Origin of the sequence: Mucilaginibacter sabulilitoris (assembly GCF_034262375.1) — a bacterium.
In the GTDB taxonomy this organism is placed as follows: Bacteria; Bacteroidota; Bacteroidia; order Sphingobacteriales; family Sphingobacteriaceae; genus Mucilaginibacter; species Mucilaginibacter sabulilitoris.
In genome coordinates this window covers 701111-724399 of sequence record NZ_CP139558.1, presented here as the reverse complement: position 1 = coordinate 724399, position 23289 = coordinate 701111, and the positions used below count along the sequence as shown (strand labels likewise).

At 43.9% G+C, this 23289-nt stretch carries 24 protein-coding genes; 7 read left to right on the top strand and 17 right to left on the bottom strand.

The window, feature by feature from the left end:
• Positions 1-43: 43 nt before the first annotated feature.
• Positions 44-1183, bottom strand: a complete 1140-nt coding sequence (locus SNE25_RS03235; RefSeq protein WP_321563653.1) for an acyl-CoA dehydrogenase — start codon at positions 1181-1183, stop codon at positions 44-46.
• 401 nt (positions 1184-1584) lie between these two features.
• Here SNE25_RS03235 and SNE25_RS03230 point away from each other — a divergent pair, with 401 nt between their 5' ends.
• The gene (locus SNE25_RS03230; protein ID WP_183557205.1) at positions 1585-1827 is read left to right on the top strand and encodes a helix-turn-helix domain-containing protein; all 243 of its coding nucleotides are present in this window, start codon (positions 1585-1587) and stop codon (positions 1825-1827) included.
• A gap of 84 nt (positions 1828-1911) precedes the next feature.
• Entirely contained in the window at positions 1912-3963 is a 2052-nt protein-coding gene (locus SNE25_RS03225) for a M13 family metallopeptidase (RefSeq protein WP_321563652.1), read from the top strand.
• Positions 3964-3966: 3 nt separating this feature from the next.
• On the opposite strand, the gene SNE25_RS03220 is transcribed toward SNE25_RS03225, so the two are convergent.
• On the bottom strand, positions 3967-4467 hold the full coding sequence (locus SNE25_RS03220; RefSeq protein WP_321563651.1) for a GNAT family N-acetyltransferase: 501 nt from the start codon (positions 4465-4467) through the stop codon (positions 3967-3969).
• 22 nt (positions 4468-4489) lie between these two features.
• Complete coding sequence (gene pepT / locus SNE25_RS03215; protein WP_321563650.1) at positions 4490-5740, bottom strand: peptidase T; 1251 nt, start codon at positions 5738-5740, stop codon at positions 4490-4492.
• A gap of 75 nt (positions 5741-5815) precedes the next feature.
• Here pepT and SNE25_RS03210 point away from each other — a divergent pair, with 75 nt between their 5' ends.
• The 3 genes from SNE25_RS03210 (at position 5816) to SNE25_RS03200 (ending at position 8001) form a co-directional block, all read left to right on the top strand.
• Positions 5816-6562, top strand: a complete 747-nt coding sequence (locus tag SNE25_RS03210; protein ID WP_321563649.1) for a hypothetical protein — start codon at positions 5816-5818, stop codon at positions 6560-6562.
• The gene (locus tag SNE25_RS03205; RefSeq protein WP_321563648.1) at positions 6559-6915 is read left to right on the top strand and encodes an MmcQ/YjbR family DNA-binding protein; all 357 of its coding nucleotides are present in this window, start codon (positions 6559-6561) and stop codon (positions 6913-6915) included. The genes SNE25_RS03210 and SNE25_RS03205 overlap by 4 nt, the downstream gene beginning before the upstream one ends.
• A gap of 456 nt (positions 6916-7371) precedes the next feature.
• The gene (locus tag SNE25_RS03200; RefSeq protein ID WP_321563647.1) at positions 7372-8001 is read left to right on the top strand and encodes a rhomboid family intramembrane serine protease; all 630 of its coding nucleotides are present in this window, start codon (positions 7372-7374) and stop codon (positions 7999-8001) included.
• Here the strand turns inward: SNE25_RS03200 and SNE25_RS03195 are convergent.
• Complete coding sequence (locus SNE25_RS03195) at positions 7970-8959, bottom strand: hypothetical protein (protein ID WP_321563646.1); 990 nt, start codon at positions 8957-8959, stop codon at positions 7970-7972. The genes SNE25_RS03200 and SNE25_RS03195 overlap by 32 nt on opposite strands.
• A 196-nt stretch (positions 8960-9155) precedes the next feature.
• Here SNE25_RS03195 and SNE25_RS03190 point away from each other — a divergent pair, with 196 nt between their 5' ends.
• Positions 9156-10166, top strand: a complete 1011-nt coding sequence (locus tag SNE25_RS03190; RefSeq protein WP_321563645.1) for a dipeptide epimerase — start codon at positions 9156-9158, stop codon at positions 10164-10166.
• 415 nt (positions 10167-10581) lie between these two features.
• Here the strand turns inward: SNE25_RS03190 and SNE25_RS03185 are convergent, their stop codons facing one another.
• From SNE25_RS03185 to SNE25_RS03165, 5 genes are all read right to left on the bottom strand, one after another.
• On the bottom strand, positions 10582-11379 hold the full coding sequence (locus tag SNE25_RS03185) for an alpha/beta hydrolase (RefSeq protein ID WP_321563644.1): 798 nt from the start codon (positions 11377-11379) through the stop codon (positions 10582-10584).
• Between the two features lie 96 nt (positions 11380-11475).
• Complete coding sequence (locus tag SNE25_RS03180) at positions 11476-12336, bottom strand: helix-turn-helix domain-containing protein (RefSeq protein ID WP_321563643.1); 861 nt, start codon at positions 12334-12336, stop codon at positions 11476-11478.
• 367 nt (positions 12337-12703) lie between these two features.
• The gene (locus SNE25_RS03175) at positions 12704-13609 is read right to left on the bottom strand and encodes a prohibitin family protein (protein WP_321563642.1); all 906 of its coding nucleotides are present in this window, start codon (positions 13607-13609) and stop codon (positions 12704-12706) included.
• Positions 13610-13618: 9 nt separating this feature from the next.
• Positions 13619-13807: a DUF6358 family protein gene (locus SNE25_RS03170; RefSeq protein ID WP_321563641.1), complete on the bottom strand. Its 189-nt coding sequence runs from the start codon at positions 13805-13807 to the stop codon at positions 13619-13621.
• A gap of 2 nt (positions 13808-13809) precedes the next feature.
• Positions 13810-14124 (bottom strand): rhodanese-like domain-containing protein, encoded by a 315-nt coding sequence (locus tag SNE25_RS03165; protein ID WP_321563640.1) that lies wholly within the window; start codon positions 14122-14124, stop codon positions 13810-13812.
• 209 nt (positions 14125-14333) lie between these two features.
• Between SNE25_RS03165 and SNE25_RS03160 the strand changes: the two genes are divergently transcribed.
• Positions 14334-15452 carry a DUF4407 domain-containing protein gene (locus tag SNE25_RS03160; protein ID WP_321563639.1) on the top strand — a complete coding sequence of 373 codons (1119 nt, stop codon included), beginning with the start codon at positions 14334-14336 and terminating at the stop codon, positions 15450-15452.
• A 175-nt stretch (positions 15453-15627) separates the two neighbouring features.
• Here SNE25_RS03160 and SNE25_RS03155 read toward each other — a convergent pair whose 3' ends face one another.
• The 8 genes from SNE25_RS03155 to SNE25_RS03120 all read right to left on the bottom strand — a co-directional run bounded on the left by SNE25_RS03155 (position 15628) and on the right by SNE25_RS03120 (position 23240).
• Positions 15628-15972, bottom strand: coding sequence for a four-helix bundle copper-binding protein (locus tag SNE25_RS03155; RefSeq protein WP_321563638.1), 345 nt, complete (start codon positions 15970-15972; stop codon positions 15628-15630).
• Positions 15973-16045: 73 nt separating this feature from the next.
• Complete coding sequence (locus tag SNE25_RS03150; RefSeq protein ID WP_321563637.1) at positions 16046-17125, bottom strand: GDSL-type esterase/lipase family protein; 1080 nt, start codon at positions 17123-17125, stop codon at positions 16046-16048.
• Between the two features lie 155 nt (positions 17126-17280).
• Positions 17281-18402: a DUF6515 family protein gene (locus SNE25_RS03145; protein ID WP_321563636.1), complete on the bottom strand. Its 1122-nt coding sequence runs from the start codon at positions 18400-18402 to the stop codon at positions 17281-17283.
• 162 nt (positions 18403-18564) lie between these two features.
• Positions 18565-19137: a thiamine pyrophosphokinase gene (locus tag SNE25_RS03140; protein ID WP_321563635.1), complete on the bottom strand. Its 573-nt coding sequence runs from the start codon at positions 19135-19137 to the stop codon at positions 18565-18567.
• A 55-nt stretch (positions 19138-19192) separates the two neighbouring features.
• Positions 19193-19570 carry a hypothetical protein gene (locus SNE25_RS03135; RefSeq protein ID WP_321563634.1) on the bottom strand — a complete coding sequence of 126 codons (378 nt, stop codon included), beginning with the start codon at positions 19568-19570 and terminating at the stop codon, positions 19193-19195.
• 4 nt (positions 19571-19574) lie between these two features.
• Positions 19575-20198, bottom strand: coding sequence for a thiamine phosphate synthase (locus SNE25_RS03130; RefSeq protein ID WP_321563633.1), 624 nt, complete (start codon positions 20196-20198; stop codon positions 19575-19577).
• Positions 20199-20294: 96 nt separating this feature from the next.
• Positions 20295-21977: an alkaline phosphatase PafA gene (gene pafA / locus SNE25_RS03125; protein WP_321563632.1), complete on the bottom strand. Its 1683-nt coding sequence runs from the start codon at positions 21975-21977 to the stop codon at positions 20295-20297.
• A gap of 168 nt (positions 21978-22145) precedes the next feature.
• Complete coding sequence (locus tag SNE25_RS03120; RefSeq protein WP_321563631.1) at positions 22146-23240, bottom strand: acyl-CoA dehydrogenase family protein; 1095 nt, start codon at positions 23238-23240, stop codon at positions 22146-22148.
• Positions 23241-23289 lie beyond the last annotated feature (49 nt).

Sequence of the window (23289 nt, the reverse complement as noted above, 5' to 3'; positions counted from 1 at the left end):
ACCCTCTCCTCTGGAGAGGGCAGGGTAAGGCTAAACCAGCGAACTATTTTAGCACCTCACGCGATATTACAATCCGCTGAATTTCAGATGTGCCCTCATATATCTGTGTAATTTTGGCATCCCGCATCAATCGTTCCACATGATATTCCTTAACAAACCCGTAACCACCGTGAATTTGTACAGCCTCAACGGTAGTACGCATGGCTACTTCTGAAGCATACAGCTTAGCCATTGATCCTGCCTGCGCATAAGGTTTGCCGTGATCTTTTAGCCAGGCAGCTTTAAGACACATCAGGCGTGCGGCCTCAATTTCGGTGGCCATATCAGCCAGTTTAAATTGAATGGCCTGCAAATCGGCTATGGTTTTACCAAAGGCCTTGCGCTCCTTAGCATATTTTACGGCCAGTTCATGAGCGCCCGAGGCTATGCCCAAAGCCTGCGAAGCTATGCCAATGCGTCCCCCTTCTAAAGTGCTCATGGCAAATTTAAATCCAAAACCTTCATCGCCTATGCGGTTTTCCTTAGGTACTTTAACATCGGTAAACATGAGCGAATGGGTATCAGAACCCCGTATGCCCATTTTATTTTCTTTGGGACCAACGGTAAAGCCTTCCATTCCCCTTTCAATGATCAGCGCATTAATGCCGTGGTGTTTCTTAGAAGCATCTGTTTGAGCCATTACAATATAGGTTGATGCCGAATTACCGTTGGTGATCCAGTTTTTGGTACCGTTAAGCAGGTAATAATCGCCCATATCAACGGCAGTTGTGCGCTGTGAAGTAGCATCTGAACCAGCCTCAGGTTCCGAAAGGCAGAAAGCGCCTATCACATCGCCTTTAGCCAGCGGGACCAGGTATTTTTGCTTCTGTGCTTCCGTTCCATACTTTTCGAGCCCATAACAAACCAGCGAATTATTTACAGAAACCACTACCGATGCAGAAGCATCAACTTTTGAAAGTTCTTCCATAACCAATACATAGGAAATAGCGTCCATGCCACTGCCTCCGTATTGCGGCGATACCATCATGCCTAAAAATCCAAGCTCGCCCAATTTTTTTACCTGCTCGGCGGGAAATTTCTGATGCTCGTCGCGTTCAATTACCCCCGGTTTTAATTCTGTTTGGGCAAAATCGCGTGCAGCCTGGCGTATCATTAGCTGTTCTTCTGTAAATTCGAAATGCATAATATTTAAAAAAAATAAATATAGCAATTACTATGCACGCATAGCAAAAATTATTGCATAAAAAAAGAGAGCTTTTTTCAAAGCTCCCTTTCCCCTAATTAATTTAAACTATTGATTAAACCCAAAACAAAGAACAAAAAATCTCAACTTGGGCGTCTGAGAATTCAAAAAAAGTTTTTCACAGGTAGGTGATTTTAATTTTTTTTCACAGATCGTATGCAGGGCAGGTTGTAGTAAACAATTTTGCTGCCACAATTTTTAAATCGGCCCATATTAAATACCAATAAATATTTGTTCAGACATATATTTATTGCCAATATTTTTCATGAACTTTAATTACATATTACTATTTATTTTTGAGCCCATATTATAAATGAATTATTCATTAGCCGCAACCCACCATGCTACTTACTGATTTTGAATATCTTAGCAACTCCGATGATGCTTTTAAGAAAAAAGTAGCCCTGCAGATCAAAAACCTTAGGAGGCAAAATCAAGTTACACAAGAGAAGTTTTTTACTGAAACTAATATCAATATAGCCAGGCTGGAGTCGGGTAAAATAGATATCAGGTTAGATACTTTAAGGAAAGTTTGTTATTATTTTGATGTTTCTTTAGCCGGTTTTTTTCAAGGCATATATTAAACAGGTATTTTTTTTATTAAATTGGTATTTTAAATTCTACTATTCCATACATCTGTTGTATTTTATTTCATACACTTAAAATCTATGACCTTAAAAAATCTGTCAGACACAATTAAAGCATGTGCCATTGGCCTGTTATTGCTCACCGCCTGCAAAGACAAAACAAAAACTTATGCCGATAGTGATCCAGTGTTTAAAAATATAGATGCGACTGTAAAACCGGGTGACGATTTTTTTAAATATGCCAATGGTACCTGGCTCAAAAAAAATCCGATCCCCCCGGCTTATTCATCCTGGGGAATAGGTGACGTAGTAGAAGAAGAGCTGCGTAACCGCATGAAAAAAATAAATGAAGATGCGCTTACAGCTAATGCACCCAAAGGCAGCAATACGCAAAAAATAGGCGATTTTTATTTCAGCGGTATGGACACTACTGATATTGAAAAGCAAGGTCTGCTACCCCTTAAAGATGAGCTTGCGAAAATTGACGAGGTAAAAGATGTTAAAGGGCTAATAGAAGAATTCGCCCATCTTAAAACCATTGGGGTTAAAACGCCAATAGGTGTTTATCCGGGCCAGGATAGCAAGAACAGTGAAAAAATAGTATTGCAACTTGTTCAGTCGGGGATTGGCCTGCCTAACCGTGATTATTATTTTAATAACGACGAACACAGTGTTGCTATACGCAATGACTACCAGCAAAAGCACCTGCCAACGATTTTTAAACTTGCAGGTGTGCAGCCCGAAGCAGCAGCTTCTGCAACTAAACAGGTATATGCGTTAGAAAAGTTTTTGGCAGATAGCAGCCGTAAGCTGGAAAATCTTCGCGACCCTTATCATAACTATAATAAAATGCCACTGGCAGGCTTCAGCAAACTTATGCCTGGGGTAGACTGGAAATCAACATTTGAAAAAATGGATTACAAAAATGTTGATACCGTTATTGTTGGTCAGCCTGAATATTACCGTGCCCTTAATAAAGCCCTGCAAACCTACAGCATAAACGATTGGAAAAATTACCTGCGCAAAAACCTGATCACTACTTTCGGCTCTTATTTAAGCAAGCCCTTTGACCAGGAACTTTTTCGCTTTTATGATTCGGTACTGGATGGCAGCAAAGAGCAGTTGCCTCGTTGGAAACGTGTGCTGGATGCCGAAAATGGTTTAATGGGCGAAGTACTTGGACAAATATTTGTGAAGGAGTATTTCCCCGAAAAAACCAAGGAGCGTTACGTAAACCTTGTTGAAACCATGCGCGCCACCTTTAAAGAGCATATTGAAAAGCTCGACTGGATGAGCCCCGCAACAAAAGAAAAGGCTTATTATAAACTCAGCAAGGTAATGCCCAAGGTTGGTTTCCCCGATAAATGGAAGGATTTTTCTACGCTTGAGATTAACCGGGGCCCTTATGCTTTAAATGTATTACGGGCCAAAAACTGGTGGCACAAGTACAGCGCATCTAAACTTGGCAAACCTGTTGACCGTACTGAATGGGATATTACGCCGCAAACTTACAACGCTTATTACAATCCATCTAACAATGAAATTGTATTGCCAGCAGGTATATTCACCATTCCCGGTTCCAGGGACGAGGATATTGACGATGCCGTTATTTACGGGTATGCCGCGGCATCAACCATTGGCCACGAAATGACCCATGGCTTTGATGACGAGGGAAGGCAGTTTGATGCCAAAGGGAATTTAAAAACATGGTGGCTGCCACAGGATTCGGTGAAATTTACACAACGGGCCAAAATGCTTATCGACCAGTTTAACGGTTACAGCATTTACGGCTTGCACGTGAACGGCAAAGCTACCCAGGGCGAAAACATTGCCGATTTAGGTGGCATAGTAATAGGTCTTGATGCGTTTAAAAAAACAGATCAGTATAAAGAAGGGAAACCTATAAATGGATTGACGCCATTACAGCGATACTTTCTGGGTTATTCACTGGGCTGGCTGAGCCAGGAGCGCAAAGAATCATTATCAAGCCAGATACTAACCAACGAACATGCTCCCGGCTTTATGCGTGTGAACGGACCATTTACCGATGTGCCCGAATTTTACGAAGCATTTAAAATAAAAAAAGGCGATAAAATGTGGATAGATCCGGATAAACGGGTAAAGATATGGTAAGGGTTAAGAAGTTAGCTCCTTCCGCATTACATAATCATTCATCCAGTATGGGCCAATGGCTATGTCTTCTTCGTAGGCAATAGCAAAGCCCATTTTTTCATAAAAAGTTTTGGCGTTGTTATACCTGTTTACATTCAATTCAAGCACATCCTTACCCGCATCCATGGTTTTTTGAGCAACCTGGTTAATCAGTATCTTACCATATCCCTTGCCCTGTATTTGCGGCAGACAATATAGCTTGTGCAGCTTATAAATTTCGACATTTTCTTCACGGGGCGAGTAGGATGCAAAAGCTACAGGCTGTTCATCTTCCAGCAATAAAAGGTAGATCTGCACATTGTTTTCTATCTGCGCCCTGATCTTGCTTGCCGAATAAATTTCACTCAGCATAAAATCTATCTGTTCTTTTTCCAGTATAGGGCCGTAGGTAACCCACCAGGTTTGGTCGGCTATCTGGCGTATGGTTTCTACATCATTTACGGTGGCTGTTCTTATAGTATACATCTTAATTCAGGTTAATTGGTGCTTAACTTCTCTCCTCCCATATCATGCACAGATGCAATATGGTTTCAACCGCTTTTTGCATATCCTGTACCGATACCCACTCCTGCTTGCTGTGAAAAGCGTGCTCGCCAGCAAAAATATTAGGACAAGGCAAACCCATGAACGATAATCTGGAGCCATCCGTTCCACCCCTTATACTGCAAAGTTTGGCGGTTAAACCTGTACGGTTAATGGCTTCCATCGCATAATCAACAATTTGGGGGTGCTCATCCAGTACATTTTTCATATTGCGGTACTGTTCGCTTACGTCAAGGGCATAAGTAGATGAAGGATATCTTTTCAATACGTCATCGGCTGTTTTCCGGATAACGGCCGCATGGTTATTCAGCTTGCGTTCGTCAAAATCGCGGAGGATAAAATCAATGCTGGCAACTTCTACATGGCCTTCAATGGCTACCGGATGTATAAAGCCCTCCATTCCCTCAGTATGCTCGGGTGATAGTTCTGCCGGTAAAGCCGCGACGATCTCGCCGGCAATTTTTATGGCGCTTTCCATTTTACCCTTGGCAAAGCCCGGGTGCGAGCTAACTCCTTGTATGGTAAGCCTTGCGCCATCTGCCGAAAACGTTTCATTTTCCATATTACCCGCGCTTTCGCCATCCATGGTATAACCGGCAAAGGCCCCTAATTTGGCAATATCAACGTGGTCAACCCCATGGCCCACCTCTTCATCGGGTGTAAATAATATCCTGATTGTACCATGTTTTATTTCGGGATGGTTCATGAGCTGATAACAGGTATCCATAATTTCGGCCACACCGGCTTTATTATCCGCACCCAGCAAGGTAGTTCCGCTGGCGGTGATCACATCATTACCTATCTGTTTTTTAAGATCGGGATGCTCAGTCATTTTAATAACCTGAGATTTGTCATGGGGTAATACAATATCCTGTCCCTGGTAATTTTTATGCACAATTGGTAATACATTTTTTCCGCTGCAATCTGGTGCGGTATCCATGTGCGAGCAGAAGCAAATTACGGGCACATGCTTATCGGTATTGGCTGGTATAGTGGCATATACATAACCATATTCGTCCAGGTGAGCATCCTTTACACCAATAGCCAGTAGCTCTTCAACCAGTAACCTGCCTAAATCTTTTTGTTTTTCTGTTGACGGAAACGAAACAGAAGAGGGGTCTGATTGCGTATCAATGGTGACATAACGTAAAAAACGTTCGGTTACGGTAAAACTCAGTGATGAATTGAAATTCATAATGGTAATATTAGTAAAAACTGCCGGTACTGTACCCGGCATATTTCATTTGTAAATATTGATTAAAATTTAGCTTTGAAAAAATTTATTCTGTTTTTAGTTCTGGCTTTTGCCTGTATTACCGTAAAAGCCCAGAGCGGTTATAATTATTATGAATGGGGATGGGGCGGCGGCATTGGTTATGGCAGAGCATATGCCGATACCAAAAGGCAGGATTATCATCCCATATTTAACCTTAACATCGCCTACAACTACAACCCTTTTTTGCCGATAGCGCTTGAACTGCAGTTTGGAACACTATCGGGCGGGGGCCGCACCCGCGATAAAGATGCATCCGGGCGAATATATAAAAACGCTTATAAAGCATTGATTTTGCATGCCGATCAACAAATGGGCGATTTGATTGACTATTCAGATAACGGCTTTTTAAATGTGATTAAAAACTTTTACATTGGTACAGGTATAGGCGCTGTATCAAACAATATAAAGGACATTCAGCGTACTAATTTGTATAGTGAAAATGACGTTATCGGATCGCCCGAAGGCTTTCAGGGAAAAGATAAAAGTATCAATTTTTTAATACCGCTAAGGGTGGGCTACGAATTTAAAATTTATGACAATTATGACCAGGTAGGCTATACCATTACTATTGGCTATGAGCATAATTATACCTTTAGCGAAGGGCTTGACGGCTATAATGATAACCCGGCAAAATATAAAAATAACGCGCCCGACCAGTATGCCCATTTTACTTTAGGCTTTCGGTACAATTTTGGCAATACGGTGTCATATAACAAACTGGTAAGAAATTTTAGATTTTGAACATAGAAGAATTACGCGATTATTGTCTGCAAAAACCAGGCGCGACGGAAGGTTTTCCTTTTGGCGAGGACACTTTGGTTTTTAAAGTTGCTGGTAAGATGTTTTTACTTACCGGCCTCCAAAGCGGCAATAGCTTTAATGCCAAATGCGACCCTGAACGCGCGGCCGACCTGCGCGAACGATACTCCGAAATACAACCCGGCTACCACATGAATAAAAAAATGTGGAATACCGTTTACATGGACGGCTCGCTCTCCTCTAACCTGCTCCGCGAACTCATCGATCACTCCTATGAACTGGTGGTTCAAAGCCTGCCTAAAAAGATACAAGCCGAAATCGCGGCTTTGGAATAATAGCCCATAAAAATACAGTACAATAAAGTCAAAAAGCGAGGCCATCCTACTACGCCTGAACGTTGCCGGAGACTCACCCGGTAATCGCTGCGCTCGACCCCTCTCTTCGGCTTCGCCGCAAAGAGGGATTTGAAGGACTAAAATTATTTGTCGTTCTGAAAGCGGTGAACGATCTATTCTACAATTGCAGCGCACAATAACAGATGCTTCGTTCCTCAGCATAACAAACGTGTCATCTCCTCTGCCCTCTTTCCAGCGAAGCCGAAGGAGGGTCATCCAGCTAAGCGCAGCAACGTCGGGGTGAGTCTTCGCAGGCGTTAAAATACAGCACGATGCCTTATTTCTGTCTGTGGGCTATTACCCACTTTGGGGTAATGACCCCAAAACCAAATCGGATTTTAATTTTTCTTCTGGATTATTTCCTTAACCCTATATTTGGGCCACAACACACACATAATGGAATATCTTATTGTAACACCCGTAGCATCAATAATATTTATTATTACACTCATTACTTCGTTAATGGCCTTCTCCAACCAAAACCTGTATGGCAAGCTCATGCTACACCCTTACAACGTTTCGCGCGGCCGTTATATTTATACCATCATCACCAGCGGGTTAATACATAAAGACTGGATGCACCTGTTTTTCAACATGCTTTCGTACTATTTTTTTGCTTTTCAACTGGAACCTCTTCTGGGGCATTGGCAATTTGCCGTACTGTATATAGTAAGCTTAATTTTAAGCGATATGCCATCAGTATTAAAGCATAAGGAAAACTATAGCTATTATAGTCTTGGCGCATCAGGGGCAGTGAGCGCGGTTGTCTTTAGCGCGATATTATATAACCCGCTTGGGCAAATGATGATTCTCCCCTTGCCTATACCTATACCAGCGGTATTATTTGGCATATTGTACCTGGTTTATTGCAGTTATGCCTCCAAATACAGCCGTGACAATGTTAACCATGATGCACACTTATTTGGCGCGCTCAGCGGGTTAATGATCACCATTATTTTTCATCCCGGTATTTTACCCGGCTTTTTCCAGCAAATTATCGAGAAAGTGCAATCTCTTGCGCATTAATGATGCTGCCATCTGCCTTAAACAAATAGCTCATAGGCTCTTCGGGGTTCTTGATGATCTCGAGCAACAGGAAGCCCCAGTTTTTCCAGAAGTTTTCGAGCACCTGGCCGTAAACCTTATTCATCCAGTCGTCAAACAGGGGTTTGCTGCTGGTGCCGCGCAGGGGCATGGCCTCTATATAAATGATATCTTCAACCGGTAAAATATTGTACTCGGGCAGGCGGTTAAACAGGTAAGCCGAGTAAAAGAACCGGGCGTTAACCTCCTCAAACTGTATGGGGTGCAGGGTTTGGCCTTTTATTTTTTCCAGCGCTTCGCGGTGGTAGCTGGCGTTGGCACCGTTATCCTGCAAGCAAATAATAAGGCCAAAGTCTTTTATCCGCAGAGAGAAGGTAAGTGTATTGATTTCATCTCGGTAACCAAAAATATCATCGGCGTTATCAACCTTAAACAGCACCAGGCTAAACGGTTTAAAACCATCAAATTCAATGGGCAGGTTTAAACTTTGCAGCATCAAATGCAGGTAGCTAAACTTGTGAATAATAGCCTGCGACATGTTAAATTCTTCGCCCTGCGCATGTTGTTGCTTTATTCCCGCCTGTATCTCATTAAATATGATGCCGTACAGCAATTTGCCCGCCCATTGGAAAAGTTTTAGCTCATCAAGCTGTTTTACTGCTTCGTAACCGGCATCAAAGGCGGTGGCTATTTCGGCCTCCAATGGTTCCAGAAATTGTTCATTTATGGCGGCGGTGCAGGGCAGTTTCAGGTCCTTGTAGGTGGCCATGCTTTCGTCAAGTAGTTTAAAGGGTTTATCTTCCAGGCTGTAGCGGCTCATAAGCCATTGCGGAAAAACCTGTATCTTTTCTTCTTCAGAATTCAATGGCTGCCCGGTAAGGAAGCATTTACTATTACTAAAATTAAAACGCTCGAACGGTGAATAAATTTGTGCCGACATGGGCGCAAAGATAAGCAGGAATGTGATGTGCGGATATGCAGATTTCAGATATGCAGTTTTTTTTACATAAAGCAGAACTTATAAATGTGTAAATATGCAGCTGTGCGAGTGTGCAGTTTTTTTACCTTGAACAAGGTTTACTTAAATTTCTTATATCATCTGCATATTTGCACATCCGCACATCTGAAATTTAAACATGGAACTGAAATATCAACCTTTTGAACTTCAACTCAAGCACGCTTTTACCATAGCCAAATTTTCGCGCACGTCTACCCCGGTTATGCTGGTGCAAATTAAGCATGAAGGTTTTACGGGTTACGGCGAGGCATCTATGGTGCCTTATATGGGCGAGAGCCACCAAACCGCTACCGATTTTCTGAACCAGGTTGATATCAGTCGCATCAATTATCCTATTGACTTTGACGCGGTAATCGGTTATCTGGATAGCATCGCTCCCGGTAACCCAGCCATAAAAGCAGCTATTGATATTGCCCTGCATGACCTGGATGGCAAAATAAAACAACAACCCTGCTGGCAATTACTGGGCAGCAACCCCGCCCTGATGCCCGTTACCAGTTTTACCATAGGTATTGATACGCCGGAGATGATCATCAAAAAGGTAAAAGAAGCCGAAGGTTTTAAGGTGATCAAAGTAAAGCTTGGCCGCGATACAGATAAGGAACTCATTAGCACCATACGTTCGGTTACCGATGTGCCGCTGTATGTGGATGCCAATCAGGGGTGGACAGACCTGCAGCAAAGCCTCGACATGACCTACTGGCTGCAGGAACAGGGTGTACAACTGATTGAGCAACCCATGCTTAAAACCGATCCCGACAGCAATGCCTGGCTCACCGAACGCTGCCCCATCCCTATCATCGGCGATGAGAGCGTACAACGTTTTGAGGATGTGGAACGCGCCAAAGGCGTTTACACCGGCATTAATATCAAGCTCATGAAATCGGCAGGGGTGTATGAGGCTACCCGTATGATCAAGCGTGCACGTGAACTCGACCTGAAAATCATGATTGGCTGTATGACCGAAACCAGCTGCGCCGCCCTCGCCGGACTGGCACTCGCCCCGCAGGCAGACTGGGTAGATCTCGACGGTCCGTTCCTCGTGAGCAACAACCCCTACCAAATGCCTGACTTTGCTGATGGCCGGTATATACTGAACAATGATCCCGGGTTGGGCATCAGGTTATAACACTCTTTTTTTGTTGGAGACAGGCGTTCGTTTTTTGAAAGTGCGAACAGAGGCGAACAGTCTCGAACGCAACCCAACAGGTGCAAACACAACATTCTGAAGTGGTGGCTTGTCACCCTTGTCGAAGGGTCGGGCGCAAAGGCCCACCCACCATGCTTCGACGGCGCTCAGCATGACACCCCTTATGAAATTGTCATCGACCGGAGGGAGAAATCTTATACGAATCATATGCCGCATGTATAAGATCTCTCCTCGTACCGTCGAGATGACAAGGAGAAGTAAGGATTGCTTCGTCCTTCGTAATAATACGCGGGGATGATTAGCTTCATGTATTTAGCAACAACAAAGGTTTTTAAACGAAAAAGGTCCCGAAACAATCAGGTTTCCGGACCTTTTTAACAGATATCGATATAATTTATTTTATAGCAGATACATTATTGACTGCATCTATAATCACTTTAGCAACTGCATCAGGATGTGAGATGAACACTACGTGGCTGCTTTTTATTTCGGTTACTTTTGAGCCGGCACGTTTGTACATGTTGCGTTCAATGTCGGGGTTAATGGCTTTATCTTCGGTGGCAACTATGGCATAGCTGGGTTTGGTTTTCCAGGCAGCCTGGGTAATTGGAGCTACGAAACCTTGTGCGGCGATAGGACCTTGTGAAGCATACATAAAGTCGGCCTCTTCTTTGCTCAGGTCGGCGGCAAAACCGGCGTGGAATTTTTCTTTACTGAAATAAACAAAGCCTTTATCATCCGGAGCAAGGATCCCATTTTCGGGTGCTGCCGGTAACGACTGAACCAATTTCAAAGTTGTTTCGCCATTATCAGGAGCGAAAGCGGCTATATAAACCAGGCCAACTACTTTTGGGTTATTGCCGGCTTCGGTAATTACAGTACCACCCCATGAGTGGCCAACCAATATTACCGGACCGTCTTGTTTGTCGATAGTGCGGTTGGTAGCGTCAACATCGTCTTTAAGTGATGTTAGTGGATTTTGAACAACGGTAACATTGTATCCCTTTTTGGTAAGTATGTTGTATATGCCTTTAAAGCCAGAGCCATCGGCAAAGGCGCCGTGTACCAATACTATGTTTTTTACCGGGGTTTGCGCTTCAGCTTTAGGAGCTGAACCGATGATGGCTGATAAGATAATTGCTGATGCAGCTATACCTGCTTTTAATTTGTTTTTTAATGATGAAGTTTTCATTGCTTTTGTATGTTGAGTTTTTTGTCGTGATCAACGATACAAAGGTGCAGCAACTATCGGAGCTGCGGAATGAGTAAACTTCCCGACCACTTGTAATTATTTCCCTTCGGCAACCATTTTCTTATTATTCCTGAACTCAGATGGCGATAAAGCGGTATGTTTTTTGAAAAAGTTGCTGAAATAAGCTGCATCATCAAAGCCCAATTCGTAGGTAATTTGCTTGGCCGGCTTATCGGTATAAAACAACAGGCGTTTGGCCTCCATCAGTATGCGTTCCTGGATAACCTGGATAGGTGTTTTGTAGTTATAGAGTGCAAAAAGATTTGATAATGTTTTTGGGGATTTGTTGAGCCTACCAGCGTAGTAGCTTACGCTATGCTGGGTATGAAAATTCATTTCGACCAGTAAGTTGAATTTACGCAGAATGTGGAACCTGTCGTCATTCAGTTTTACGTCCGGAAACGTTCCTGTCCGGGCCAGTTTGGTAATCATGGTAATAAGGCGTTTCAGCAGCATCACCAGCATGCCGTTCTGAATATCGTCGTTGGTTTTTAGTTCCTCAATAAATATATCCAGCAGTATCTGCAGTTTTCTTTGGGTTTCTCCATCCAGATCAATGAATATATTATCATTCATACCGAATAAAAAGCCTACGCAGCTTACCTCGGTATCGTGGTCCACAATACAATAAAACTCGCGATTAAACTGCCAGGCTACAATATCTGCCGAGTGCTCAAAATAAAACGACTGGTTATACATGAGTGGCAATATGGTATTAGGCATAAAATCATAGGCGTAGCTGTCAATGGTAACGGTTTGTTTTTCGCCACGGTTCCAGGCTATGGTAAAATATTTATGGTCAAGGTCGCGTGTGTAAAACAGGCGATCAAACTGTGTTTCACTATTGTGCAGCAACAGATCGCCGCCGGTGTTGTGGTCTGATACTGATAGTTTCATTGTGCGATAAAGATATTATAAAATCGCAGTACCTGACGTTTTGAAAATGTCATATCGCGGACTGATTATAGTAGCTATGGTAAAAGTGGCCTGTCATCCTGAGCTCCGTCGAAGGATCGTGCGCGAAGACTCTTGCCCCATGGTTCGACAAGCTCACCATGACACCCGTTTTTTGCAAACAACAGGCCGACTCACCCGGTCTGCGCTTCGCTGGACCACCCTCTACGCCTTCGACGCAAAGAGGGTAGCGAAAATCTAACTTAAAAAAGAGTCTTGATATCTGGATAAAATATAAAGCCTCCTGCCCTCTTTGTGGCGAAGCCGTAGAGAGGGCCGACAAGCGCAGTAATGTCGGGGTGAGTCTCCCTTACTTATCACTCAGCATAATGGGCATCCCTTTGCTGTTACCCAAAATGATCACTTTGGCATTGGGCGAAAGGGCTATTTCCTTTTGGGCCTTAATGGTTTCATATTGCAGTTGTTTGTCTGACAAACCGGTAGAAATGATCTTCTGGTAATCGGCTATACCCTGGGCCTCGACCCGTTTACGTTCGGCTTCCTGGCGTTCCTTTTGCAGCACAAACTGCATTTTCTGGGCATCCTGTTCGGCGTTTATTTTTGATTCGATGCTGGCCCTTACCGAGGCCGGCAGGGTAATGTTGCGCACCAGGATCTGCTGCAGTTCAAGCCCCCGTTTGGCAAAGTTTGCGGTGATGTAGCGGTTTATTTTATCCTGAAATTCCTGGCGTTTGGTAGAGTAAAGATCAACAGCGGCATAATTAACCGCGTTGTCGCGTATGGCGGTGCGCGATACCGGGCGAACAATCTTATCAATATAGGCTTCGCCAATGTTTTGCAGAATGTAGGGGGCCCTATCGGCACTTACCTTATACAATACCGAAAGATCAATGGTAACTTCCAGCCCATCGCTCGAAAGTACCCGGATGGCATCATCGCCCTCCTTTTGCCCTTCGTTGTTAACGGCGCTCATGGTGTAGGTTTGCGTTTGAATATCAAACGTAGTAATATCAACCAGTGGATTAATGATGTGCAAACCGCTTTCGAGTACATTGTCCTGTACCTTGCCAAAAAGGGTTTGCACACCAACCTTACCCGGATCAATAACTTTAAACATGGATAGTAACAGGCCAATAACCGCTACTACTATACCAACGGTACTTACAATACCGCTAAGGCGCCCCACAGGCTCGGGTGAACGTTTGAGAACTATACCCACAACGAGTATAATAACCCCTAAAATTGCTATAAACATGTAATGAAGTTACAGCTTTTTCTGCGAGTTCCTTACGTCTTTTAACAGTCTTATTTTTAATATAATAACAATGGCTGCAACCAATGCGGCAATACCCACCACAGTGAAGTTTTTTGCTTCACCGGCCCTGTATGCAACAAAAAGGCATAATACTATACCTATAGTATACAACACATTGAGCACTAACTTAAAACCCATAATTAATATACATTAAGTGTGGGATCAACTTCGGCAGCCCAGGCCAGGATACCACCCTGCAGGTTGCTAAGGTTAGTATAGCCTAATTGCTGCAGCTGCATAATGGCTGCTGCACTGCGTTTACCGCTGCGGCACATTACTACTACAGGTTTATCTTTACTTATTTTATCGGCTTCAATTAAAATGCCGCCAAGCGGTATTAACTGACCGCCCAGATTAGATGTTTCATACTCAAAATCTTCCCTAACGTCAATCAGCTGAAAATCTTCGCCTTTATCCAGTTTTTCTTTTAGTTCCTGTACGGTTATCTCGTTCATGTTAATAAAATTATAATTCAAAGGTAGCTTTTTTTCCACATCAAATAATTAAGCCCGATTTTTGTAACAATCAATGCTTAAGTGCGTTTTATGTATAATATTGCACAATATTTGTGTTTTGATGCAATTGGTGTGGTAAATATAACGATGATGAGCTAAAACCTTTACACTATTATAACACTTATCATCACTAAAAAAAAATCATATAGATGAAAAAAGTTACACGCTTTTTCTGGTTTTGTTCAGGAGCGCATATTGATACCCTAAAGAAATATCCTATTGAGCATAATAAATATGTAGGCATTGGCGCTACCATATTTTTTACGGCGCTGTTTGCCTCGCTCTCCGGCGGCTATGCCATGTATTTTGTTTTTAACGGCGACGCGTTTGCAGTAGGGTTTGCCATTTTATTTGGTATACTTTGGGGTACTGCCATTTTTAACATGGACAGGTACATTGTATCAAGCATTAATAAAGATGGTACCACTAATCAGCAAATATTGCAGGCATCGCCGCGTATTTTACTGGCTATTATGATTGGGGTAGTTATTTCGCGCCCGCTTGAACTTAAGATATTTGATAAGGAGATACGCCAGAAACTTAAAACCGCCTACCTGAAAGGGCAGCACCGCAAAATTGATACGCTCGAAAGAACCTATCAGCAAAAATACGCGATGGAGATGGGCAAAAATAACGACCTGAAACAAGAAAAAGACTCGCTGGAACGTGACATCAACCGTTCGCGCTACCAGCTTAACCAGGAAGTTTTTGGCGATAAAACCAACCAGACCTCGGGTATTACCGGCTATGGCACCTATGCCAAGCAAAAGCAGTCGGTACTGGAAGAGAAGGAGAACCGGCTTAAGGAGGTGACCCAGAATTTAGGACAGATGGATAGTTACCTCGCCGCCCGAAAGGATTACGAGGGGCTTAACAGCACCCGTTTATTTTCGGAACATCAGCTGGATAGTTTAACCAACATAGCCGGTTTTAGCGACCGTAACTGGGCGCTGGGGCAGCTAACCTATAATGAAAATGGCTCGCGCGATCTGGATACTTATCTGGCTATTTCCTTTATCGGCTACCTGTTTATATTATTTGAGTGCTTGCCGGTGTTTGTAAAGCTGATGTCGCCCAAGGGGCCATATGATGTGGCCATATCCAGAATATCAGAAGCCAACATCCATTTTGCCGAACGTGATAAGGAGCGCGACATTGCCGTTACTGATAATATTTATGACCACTCTGTAGGTACTGATATTGAACGGCGAAAGAAAATCATCACCTCGCAATCTGACTATGATTTTGAGCGGCATAGTTATGAGTAACTGAGCTTAGTTCATATTATTGCCAATAAAAGTTTGTCACCGTGAGCGATAGCAAAGGATCTTCTTCGATAAGCATTTCGCAATACCGGTTGTCATGCTGAGCTCCGTCGAAGCATGGTGGGCGGGCCTCTGCGCGCGAGTCTTCGACAAGCTCAGACTGACAGGCCTGTTGCTATCAACCCTGTGTAATGGGCTGGTGATGCTGGTGGCAGGCATCGGCGCATACACGGCAGGCTTCGGCACATTGCTGGCAATGGTCGTGCTGGTGCTTTCCGCATTCCTCGGCGCAAAGCCTGCAAATTTCTTCGCACAGCAATAAATACTGATGCCCTATTTCCGAATCGCGCTGAAGCAGGCGGGTTGCCTGAGCGCATATATCGGCACAATCCCTGTCCAAACTGATGCAGCGGGTCATCATTTGTACATCATCTTCGTGCAGGCAGGCGGTTGCACAGTGTTCGCAGGCTGATACGCAATTCAGTAATTTCTCAATTAATTGCTGGTGATTATGATTTTCCATGGTGGCTTACTTAAGTAATACTTAATAATAATACCACTCTGCTTAAAAATGTTTTCTTTAATTAAACATACCGCTACCAGCCTTTGAGTTGTTTCAGGTAGGTTGTGAGTTCATCGGCTATAAACTCATGTTCTTTCATATCGGGATGGCTACCGCAACCCTGAAAATACCTGCGGGAGAAAAAATATTTATATACTTTTTTATCGCCCTTGGCATTGGCATCGGTAGTAATTGCTGTAAGCAGGCGCTGCAGGCCGGCGTTCAGACTTTCATCGGCCATGGGGCTGCTTAAGCAAACAATATCAGCATCCGGGTATTTTTGGCGAACTGTTTTAATAAACCGACTATAAACGGTACGGTATAATACAGAATCCTGCATCCCATCATTCTGGCCAAGACATATGGTAACTACATCGGGCTGGTACCGCTTAAAATCCCAGGTTAGTGAGTCATGGTGCAGGTAAACCTTATCAAATACGTCGGGCATGGTTATATCCATATTACAGCAACTGTGCACCATCCCAATACCCGATACCGAAGTAAGCTGCCATTGGGCGTTTACGTTGCGCGAAGTACGCGCTCCGTAGGCCATATAAGCATTATGCTGATCATACCACTCCCCTTTACCACAAGGGGTAACTGACTGATCCATTCCGAGGCCACTTGTAATAGAATCGCCAATGTATTCAATCTTCCGTGTGGGTTGCTCGGGTGGTGGTAGAAGTTTCTGACATTTTATACCTGCAAAATCAATATAGCCTATCTGCGACTCGGTATCCTTACAAATAAGAATGGTATGCTCTCCATCTGAAAGCCCCTCGCCTACCGTGATCACATTGGTTTTACCCGTAGTTTGCATGCGGTAGGGTGCGTTATTATCAATCGCTATCTCCAGGTAATTATGGTTTTTGCCGTCCAGTACCTCATCATTAATAAGCAACTCACATTTTTTACCGATAAAACGGGCTTTTATATATACCCCCGGCGACCACATGCGGGGTTTTAGCGGGTTTGAAAAGTCAATCCGGCCAACATATTGTATATATGCGTTATTGGCCTTATACAATTTAAGTGTTTCCTTTGGGGTTGCCGCAATGGTGCTGAATGATATATGCAGTAGTAGGGCAAAAAACGAACCGGCTATATATTTCATCGTATCAATTAAACAGTACGGCCGTAAAATTAGTTATTTACCCTTACCGGCATGAATACTTTTTTAACATTTAAATTATAGGTTAAAAAATTTCATAACAAAACAGGCTGCCTCTGTCCAGAAGCAGCCTGTTTTTTATCAGAATAATTTATATTTTATTGCTGGTCCTGATCCTGCTGATTACCTTGTTCGTCATCAGATGGAGTGCCAACAATTTTGTAGGCTTTGTTACCATTGTTGTCAGTAGTTTCCTGATAATAATAACCATCGGGAGATATGTAAAGCTTTTCTCCGTTGATTTTTATTTTACGGCTATCCTGGGGTAGCTGGCCAACTACGTCGCCTATTTGAGGGGCCTGGTCATATCCACCATCTCCCTGGTCGGTATTTAACTCGCCATCTTTACCTGCAATAACATAGGTTGATGTACCATCATCTTTGGTGATTGGCTGGTAGTAAACACCATTTGATTCATAATATTGCTCACCGTTGATCATGATAGATTGCGCATCTGATGGCAATTGTTTGATCTCAGCGCCAATTGGCGGTTCAACCACAGTGTATTGGTCATTATACTGACGATAGTATAAACCATCGCTGTAGAAGTACTGATAATCGCCCCAGTAAAATGGATAATACCCGTAAGGTAAAAATCCTATGCTAAAGCCAAGCCTTGGATAATAATATGAATTATAGTAGTTACGATACGGATACCAGTAGTGGTTGCCAAAGTAACCGCCGCGTCCACCATAACGATAGCTGTTACGGTTGTAAACACGATTTCCATATCCGTTTGCACCTCTGTAATAAGTACCACGGCCACCATTGTAGGCACGCCTGTCAACACTGGCATAACCACGTGATCCGTATCCGTAAGCACGTGTTCCGCTTCCGGTTGCAACACGGTTGCCATTAGGTGCTACAGCTATATTGCTGCGGCTTCCGGTACCATAGGTACGTTGTGGTGCTGCGGTTACATTACTGCGGGTACCGCTGCCATAAGTACGCTGCGGAGCAGCTACAGCAGAACGGGTACCACTTCCGAAAGATGGGCGTGAATATGAAGAAGGAGAAGGACTTGATGGCCTTGAAAAACTACCACCAGATGACCTTACAGCGCCACCGCCGCCGCCGCCACCACCACCGGATGACCTTGCGCCGCCACCACCGCCGCCTCCGCCACCACCTCTATGCTGTGCGGTAGCAGTAAAAGCTAAAGACAAACTCATCAGAGTACCTAAAGCGAGTGAAAATAAATTTTTATATGTCCGTTTCATGATGAAAGATTTTTAACAGATCAGCAAGGTATTTTTTGCTGATATAAATATATAGACTAATAAATGTTTAAACGGTTTAACGCGTATTTAATTATTTTTAACAAAAAGCACACCAATAAAATTTTTAGTTGTAAAACAGCTTGTTTATTACTAATTCAAAGCTTAGTCAACTTCTTCGGCAATCAAAACAAACGGCTGATTAAACTGCAGGGTAAAAAAACCGTCGTTAGTGGTTTTGTACTCGCCTGCTCCGGTTTGTTCCATGCCTGTGTAATTTAGTCCGACAGGTGTAAATAACAGCTTTATCGTCTCTCCTGCAGGTTTCCACTTGCTGAAACCTGAATTTACCGCGTAAATTTTCTGGTGATGGTAAAATACAACCAGGTTAATTTTATCGGCATAAAGCATAAAATCGTCCGGCTGTAACTCATCTGTTACTACGTTTACTGCCGGGTAATGGTTGGCTATCAGATATTTTAACGCTGCTGCTGTCATTGTGTCATCGCCGGCAGGCAACAGTTTAACATCCGACTGCGAAACCGCTTCCTCTTTGTTGGTAATTACCCAATCTATCTTAATACCAAAAGAATCAAGCTTTTCGGCAGTATGCGGGGTAGTGATCACCGTAGGGCTCCACTCCAGCAATTGGCCCAGTAACTCCTCCGAAAAATTATCCATCCCCAGCACCAGCAAAGCCGGCTCCTGCTTTTCGCGTACAATATGGTGAGAAGACATCAGATAAATGTAGGGAGAATAAATGAATAATAGATGAAAACGAGGAGAGCTCGCATTAAATATCGTTCAGATAACTCCTGATGCGTGGTGTGATATCAAACATATCTACCGCATTATCGTTACCTTCCATTGCCCAATAGATCAACAATTGTTCATAATGATGAGGCTCGGCCTCAATGATCGATTTTATTTTATTCCATTGATGGTTATCCAAATCCTTATCACTCTTCAGAAAATCATCATAAGAAGCCAATATTAACGACAAGAGCGCTTGCTTTACAGCTAACGGCATATTTATTTCAAAAGCATCTGTGAACTCCTTCAGCCTTTTTGGGTCTGCCATTTCAATATCCCAATCCTGCTCTTGTCCTGAAGCGGGCAAGTGGAATAATTCATTTAGATATTTAACCGCATTTTGATATGGCGATAGCATCTGCTTAATATATTTTCCTGTAAAACTCCTTCAGCATCCCTGCCGGGTCGGCCGATAAATTAACCGCACCTGATACTGCTATTCCGTAAACGCCTGTTTGCAGCAAATGCTCCACATCCTGCAACTGTATTCCGCCTACGGCGATTACCGGTATATCAACAGGCAATTTTTCCAATTTGCGATATCCCTCAAACCCAAGCAGCGTATAATCATTTGGTTTGGTATCCGTATGGGCAAAAGGGCCGTATCCGCAATAATCAACCACGCCGAGGGCTTGTGTCTTGAGCAGGTCGTCGGGATTAGTGGCTGATGCGCCCAGGGTTTTATCCTCGCCAATGGCTTTGCGGATGGTTACAAAATCGGCGTCGAAATCTTCAATATGTACCCCCTGCGCGTCCACACGATGGAGTAAGTCATAGTGGTTGGTGATGATGAGTGTGGCGCCCCACTCATCGCAGATCTCGGCTATTTCGTTTATTTCATCAATCAGCTCGTCTTCGGGCTTGGTCATGCAGCGGTATTGCACCCAGTTGGCTCCCGCGCCGCAGGCTGTTTGCACTTGCTGAACGTGGCTTTGCCCGGGAAGGTCCTGCGTTAAGTAATGAAATTTGGAAACGTATTTTTTCATGTTCTGTTTAGCCTGAAAACCAGAAAGTCCGAAAGTTTTTGCCTGGTATGTGCTTCTCTTTCGGACTTTCCGGCCTTTATTGATTGCTCAACTTTCTTAATGTTTTTCCTGAACCAATGCCTCGCTGATGGTTTTGCCAATATTGCCGTTAGGCGCCTGTATGTGCAATAACGACGCAACGGTTGGTGCAATATCGGTCATGTGCGTTTGGCGGGTAAGGCTGCCATGTTTAATGCCCCATCCCATAAATACCAACGGAATGTGGGTATCATAAGGGTTCCAGGTGCCGTGGGTAGTACCGGTAGCACCATGACCAGAAAACCATCCGGGTTTTAAAATAATTTGTATTACGCCGCTGTGCTCTACATTGTATCCGTTTATGATACGGCTGCGCAGCTCTTCGGGCAGGTTGGCGGTTTGTGCCTTCTGCATATCAACTGCGAAAGCTATTGCAGGCTGGGTTTGCAGGTACTGAATAGCATCCAGCTTAATGGCTTCTTCGTTAAGTCCCTCTTTTTTAATGGCGGCATTGTTAAGGTTTACCTGGTAGTTATCCATACTGATAGCCAGGTTTTTCACCTTGTATTTATCTTCCAGTAGCTTATTTAAGTTAGTTTGAGTTTCCGAATCGCTCCAGGTACCGGCAGGTACGTTATGATCTTTCAGGAAGTTGGTGTTATGCGCGGCGCCATGATCGGCAGTTAAAAAAACCGAATAGTTACCTTTACCAACGGTGGCATCCAGGTAGCTCAGGAAAGCGGCCAGGTCCTTATCAAGTCTTAAATAGGTATCTTCTGCCTCAACAGAATTCGGACCAAACTGGTGACCAACATAATCTGTAGATGAAAGGCTTACGGCTAAAAAGTCGGTCACGGTGTTTTTACCCAGATTTTCTCCTTCCACCGCGGCACGGGCCAGGTCAAGCGTTAAGGTGTTACCATAAGGTGTAGAGCGGATCATGCCCATACGGCCTTTATAAAGTTCAGACGTTTTGATGGGGAAAGTAGGTGCTTCTGTACCCGGGAATTTACCCTCGTAACGGGCGCTGTTATCGGGTGCGCTTTGTACATAGGTGTTGACAGGGTAAAGCGTATTCCAATCCTGTTTCAGGTATTTTTCGGGCAGTTTCTGATCGTTGAATTTTTTAACCCAGGCAGGCAGGTCGGTCATGTAATAAGTGCTGCTTATCCAGGCGCCGTTGGCATCATCAAACCAATAAGCAGCATTAGCAGTATGACCGGCAGGCAAAATGCCGCCCCTGTCTTTAAGTGCTATGCCAATAACTTTTGAACGGAAATTAGTAGCCAGCCTCAGCTCATCAGTAACGGTGGTTACCAGCAAATTACGAGGCGACATTTGTCCTGCTTTTGAAGTACTGCCCACCGCCCTTACGGTGCTATCGTCGGTACAATACATTGATTTTCCCGTAACCTGAATGATAAAATCATTACCGGCAATACCATGTATAGCAGGTACCGAACCAGTGTACACACAAGTGTGCCCGGCTGCGGTTACAGTTGGTATATAGTCAATATTGGTGTTTTCGCAGGTGAAACCATCATTTAATAAACGTTTAAAGCCCCCGCTTTGGTAACGATCATAATAACGGTAAAGATAGTCCCAGCGCATTTGGTCAACCACAAAACCAACAACCAGTTTAGGGCGGGCTAATGTGTTTGCAGCGGCGGAGCTTTGAGCAGATGTAGTCTTCTTTGTTTGTGCCGATATCGAAACGGTAACAACAGATAATGAAATAAGCAGTAGGTGTTTAAACTTCATTTTTATTGATTTGGTGTTGCCAAATATCAACAATGCAATTAAAAAGCAATAAAAATTTTGTGTTAATTATAGTCTATTGTTACAAAAGAACCTCTCCTAAGGAGAGGACTTCAAAAAAGCTTTTATAATTTAATAATATGTTAGAAAGTCTCCCCCTTTGGGGGAGATTTAGAGGGGGCTAAACGTCAGCAAAGAATGCTGGCCCGCGGTATGCAGATCGCGCCATACCTGGTTTATTTCTGTATCGGGATTGGCTGCCTGTAAGCCGCAATATGGATATAATTCGTCAACACATTCGCGGGCGGTTTTGGCTAACTGGCGACTGACTGCGCTTACCTGTTCCAAATGTGTTGCCCTACCTGTTAAACTGCCCCGCCATGATGCATCAATGGCCATATAAAACTCCCGGCGAACGGCATTCAGTTTGTCGGTTAAGGTTTTCAGCAGTTGGCTGATGATCTCTTTTTGTGCTGGGTTTAGTTTATCGCCTTTTATTTTTTCGTCGAAGATGGGGACGCACAGGTCGGTAAAATGAACGGCCAGCCCCGATATATTGGCGGCAAGGGTAGCCTCGGCCAGCTGCAAAAACGGATACTGATACAAGGGCTCATTAACCACTGCACTATCGGCGTCAATTTTAAAGCAACGGTGCTTTTCTACAAAAAGATTGTTCACCTCGTATGCATCGCTGCCGGTACCCATCATACCCATAAACTTCCAGGCGGGTATCAGGGTTACATCTTTCCGGTCGAATATAAAAGGCAATATCAGCGGACTTCCATCTGCATTCAAAACAGTTTCTTTGCCCCGTTTAACAATACAATTTGCAGTGAGGTGCGTGGCATGATGCACACCGCTGGCATATTTCCAGCTGCCATTAGTGATGTAACCGCCATCAGTAATGGTTGCGGTACCGGTAGCAGCGCCGCTGCCGGCCAGGCATAAATAGGTATCTGCAAAAAGCTGCGGGGCTATCTCCGACGATAAAAAACCGCCGAACCATCCGGCGCCGCTGCAGAGCGTTACCACCCATCCCAGGCTGCCATTGGCCCAGGCCAGGCTTTCTTCCAACCGTACCATTTGGGGCAAGGGCAACTGCAAACCACCATAAACTTTCGGCACCAGGAATTTGAACCATCCCTGTTCATAGATCAAGGCTAACTGGTCAAAATGCAGCATTCCTGCCTTCTCGGCCGCAGGCGCAGCATCCCGTATTGTTTTTACCCATCTGGGCTTGAGGTTATGTGAAGGATGATCTATCACGTTGTAGGTAATACGTTGTAAGTTTTATGTTTGATTAGCAAATAGGATG

Excerpts from the sequence above, each read along its gene's own strand:
- SNE25_RS03235 (WP_321563653.1), bottom strand. The coding sequence starts at position 1,183 with ATGCATTTCGAATTTACAGAAGAACAGCTAATGATACGCCAGGCTGCA.
- SNE25_RS03230 (WP_183557205.1), top strand. The coding sequence starts at position 1,585 with ATGCTACTTACTGATTTTGAATATCTTAGCAACTCCGATGATGCTTTT.
- SNE25_RS03225 (WP_321563652.1), top strand. The coding sequence starts at position 1,912 with ATGACCTTAAAAAATCTGTCAGACACAATTAAAGCATGTGCCATTGGC.
- SNE25_RS03220 (WP_321563651.1), bottom strand. The coding sequence starts at position 4,467 with ATGTATACTATAAGAACAGCCACCGTAAATGATGTAGAAACCATACGC.
- pepT (WP_321563650.1), bottom strand. The coding sequence starts at position 5,740 with ATGAATTTCAATTCATCACTGAGTTTTACCGTAACCGAACGTTTTTTA.
- SNE25_RS03200 (WP_321563647.1), top strand. The coding sequence starts at position 7,372 with ATGGAATATCTTATTGTAACACCCGTAGCATCAATAATATTTATTATT.
- SNE25_RS03195 (WP_321563646.1), bottom strand. The coding sequence starts at position 8,959 with ATGTCGGCACAAATTTATTCACCGTTCGAGCGTTTTAATTTTAGTAAT.
- SNE25_RS03190 (WP_321563645.1), top strand. The coding sequence starts at position 9,156 with ATGGAACTGAAATATCAACCTTTTGAACTTCAACTCAAGCACGCTTTT.
- SNE25_RS03185 (WP_321563644.1), bottom strand. The coding sequence starts at position 11,379 with ATGAAAACTTCATCATTAAAAAACAAATTAAAAGCAGGTATAGCTGCA.
- SNE25_RS03180 (WP_321563643.1), bottom strand. The coding sequence starts at position 12,336 with ATGAAACTATCAGTATCAGACCACAACACCGGCGGCGATCTGTTGCTG.
- SNE25_RS03175 (WP_321563642.1), bottom strand. The coding sequence starts at position 13,609 with ATGTTTATAGCAATTTTAGGGGTTATTATACTCGTTGTGGGTATAGTT.
- SNE25_RS03170 (WP_321563641.1), bottom strand. The coding sequence starts at position 13,807 with ATGGGTTTTAAGTTAGTGCTCAATGTGTTGTATACTATAGGTATAGTA.
- SNE25_RS03165 (WP_321563640.1), bottom strand. The coding sequence starts at position 14,124 with ATGAACGAGATAACCGTACAGGAACTAAAAGAAAAACTGGATAAAGGC.
- SNE25_RS03160 (WP_321563639.1), top strand. The coding sequence starts at position 14,334 with ATGAAAAAAGTTACACGCTTTTTCTGGTTTTGTTCAGGAGCGCATATT.
- SNE25_RS03155 (WP_321563638.1), bottom strand. The coding sequence starts at position 15,972 with ATGGAAAATCATAATCACCAGCAATTAATTGAGAAATTACTGAATTGC.
- SNE25_RS03150 (WP_321563637.1), bottom strand. The coding sequence starts at position 17,125 with ATGAAATATATAGCCGGTTCGTTTTTTGCCCTACTACTGCATATATCA.
- SNE25_RS03145 (WP_321563636.1), bottom strand. The coding sequence starts at position 18,402 with ATGAAACGGACATATAAAAATTTATTTTCACTCGCTTTAGGTACTCTG.
- SNE25_RS03140 (WP_321563635.1), bottom strand. The coding sequence starts at position 19,137 with ATGTCTTCTCACCATATTGTACGCGAAAAGCAGGAGCCGGCTTTGCTG.
- SNE25_RS03135 (WP_321563634.1), bottom strand. The coding sequence starts at position 19,570 with ATGCTATCGCCATATCAAAATGCGGTTAAATATCTAAATGAATTATTC.
- SNE25_RS03130 (WP_321563633.1), bottom strand. The coding sequence starts at position 20,198 with ATGAAAAAATACGTTTCCAAATTTCATTACTTAACGCAGGACCTTCCC.
- pafA (WP_321563632.1), bottom strand. The coding sequence starts at position 21,977 with ATGAAGTTTAAACACCTACTGCTTATTTCATTATCTGTTGTTACCGTT.